This window comes from Dactylosporangium aurantiacum (assembly GCF_000716715.1).
In the GTDB taxonomy this organism is placed as follows: domain Bacteria; phylum Actinomycetota; class Actinomycetes; order Mycobacteriales; family Micromonosporaceae; genus Dactylosporangium; species Dactylosporangium aurantiacum.
The window spans coordinates 1-2,141 of sequence record NZ_JNYJ01000116.1 but is presented as its reverse complement, the minus strand read 5'-3'; the positions used below and the strand labels follow the sequence as shown (position 1 = coordinate 2,141).

At 68.6% G+C, this 2,141-nt stretch carries 4 protein-coding genes; all 4 read right to left on the bottom strand.

Features of this window, described 5'->3' with window-relative positions:
- Positions 1–112 (bottom strand): transposase (locus OP18_RS61665; RefSeq protein ID WP_156090382.1); only part of this gene is annotated, 112 nt, incomplete at its 3' end.
- A complete protein-coding gene (locus OP18_RS50465) occupies positions 85–411 on the bottom strand; it encodes a hypothetical protein (protein ID WP_033367922.1) in 327 nt (108 codons plus the stop codon). The genes OP18_RS61665 and OP18_RS50465, both read right to left, overlap by 28 nt.
- Entirely contained in the window at positions 401–865 is a 465-nt protein-coding gene (locus tag OP18_RS50460) for a hypothetical protein (RefSeq protein ID WP_156090381.1), read from the bottom strand. Before OP18_RS50460 ends, OP18_RS50465 begins: the two co-directional genes overlap by 11 nt.
- Positions 866–1,149: 284 nt before the next feature.
- Positions 1,150–1,503: a hypothetical protein gene (locus OP18_RS50455; protein ID WP_033367918.1), complete on the bottom strand. Its 354-nt coding sequence runs from the start codon at positions 1,501–1,503 to the stop codon at positions 1,150–1,152.
- Positions 1,504–2,141: the final 638 nt, after the last annotated feature.

The window sequence follows — 2,141 nt, the reverse complement described above, 5'->3', positions numbered from 1 at the left end:
GCTGCCGTCTGTCCCACTTCGGCGGACGACCCAGCGACGGCTGCGCAGGCAGCAGCGGCGCCAGCGCCGCCCACTGCGCGTCGGTCAGGTCGTGCCGCCGGCGCGCCGGCAGGCGGTCTCGGTGTGCAGGCGCAGCAGCAGTGCGTCGAGGGTGGTGTCGTTGCCGGTGGTGCGGGCGACGTGGTTGACGTCGGTCAGTTCGGCCGGTGTCCGTGCCCGTCGGGTGCTGGGCCGCCGTCGGGGCTTGCCGACCCGGTGGGCTGTCGGGCCGGCCGCGGCGAGCACCTGCGGCAGGTACTCGTCGAAGGTCGGCACTGCCGGTCGGGCGTCGCGTCGCAGGTCAGCGAGGGTGACGCCGAGCTCGGCCAGGGCCGTCCAGGCGGTGTCGGGCCGCTGACGGTCAGCCGGCATCGCCAGCGGCGAACTGGCCGGCGAGAAACTGTGCGACGGTTCGGGCGGGGCGGATGAGCAGCAGGTCGCGGCCGGGTTGGACGAGGAGGACGACGAGGTCGCCGGCGGTGAGGTGACACAGCTGCCGGATCGGCGCCGGGGTGGCGAGGCAACCGGTGGCGCCGATGGTGTGCCGTCCGGCCGGGTTGGAGGTCGCGGTGATGACGCCGGCCGTGATGTCGAACGTGACCCGGTGTCCAGGTGGCCAGCCCCGCAGGTGCAGCAGTGCGCGGGCCGAGATCCGGCCGGACGGGTCGAGGCGGCCAACGTCAAGGTGCGCCTCGGCCTGGTCAGGCCGGTGGGAGGGTGCGGGCAGGTCGGGCAGCGGTGGCCGTGGCGGGCGGGCGCGGGGGAGCGGCGCGGGGATGATCGCCGCGATCATCTGCTCGGCCGGGGCCGGATTGCTGCGCCGCACGCGGGTCATCGTCGCCGCCTGGGCGCGGTCCACACATACGGAAACCCGACTGGGTGGTCACCCGCTCAGGTCGCTGTGGATGCTACGACTTCGTCGGTCTTGGTACACCTTCACCAAGACCAGTGTCGAAGGGGGACCCCGCCCCACGCATTGAAGCAACCCGCGCGATGCAGGTGCTCATACGAGAATCTTAGGCTTTTCGCGATGCCAACCCTGGGCGAGAGGGGACGACGGCTGATGGTCAGACCACCCTCACCGCACCACGCCATCCAACTCAGCCACAGTCAGGCACCAGAGCGAACGACGAGCTTCTCCAACGCATCGGCCACGCGTTCCCAGAACTCGGCTTCAGTCGTCTGTGTGGCCGTCCACGCCCCGACCAACGCGCTTGGACCATGAAATGGATCGTCACGCCAGACACCAAGTTCCTGGCACGCGACGCGCGCCTCGCCGGTGACGTAGGTCCGAACCGTCTCCTCGATCGAGCCGCCGTCGCTATGTGGCCGGTCGTCTGGCAAATGCCACTTGAACCTGCCCACGAACCAGCCGTACCGGTGGCCGCCAGGGTCCTCGACCTCCTTGTCGCCGAACAGTCTTCTCCTGAACGTCGTTGCGTGGATGAACTTCGACTGTCTCACGCCACCTGCCGTCAGTCGATCAACAAGTTCCCGGACCCGCGCCCGCGCCCGCACTGGACGTTCCTCGAGCTCCCTGCTCCGACGAACGTCGTCCTCGCTTGGACGACCACACGCAACGCAGAGATCGACAGACGTTTTGAACCTGTGAGGAGTCTCCTGCATTGCCCGGTGCGACGTGCACATCGCACTCCCACAAACGGAACATCTACCCACGGCGATGACGCCGCAGCCGTCGACCTCGCAATCAGCCGGCATCAGGGCACCCAACGGACATCGGCCACGGACACCATCCTAGGCCGACCCACGCGGGAAGAGACCGGCAACTCGTGTTGACCCAAGCGCCATTCGTACACGAAAAGCGCACGCTTCACCCGATCGATCGGGTGAAGCGCAGACAGGCACGGTGAACTGGAAGATCCGTCCGATCCACCGGCGGACGCGGCGATTGGCGGGGCCGCTGCCGGGATTGCGGGGCGATGTGGTTGGGGATCTCCTTCGAGGAGACGTTGCGGATGAACCCGACCCCCGGTGGCGCACATTGAACCGCCCCGGGTTTGGTAGCGGCTAAACGGGTTGGGGGCCTGCCTCGGTGAGGCGGGCTTGGTGCAGTGTCTCAAACGCGGCTGGTGGCAGGTCCG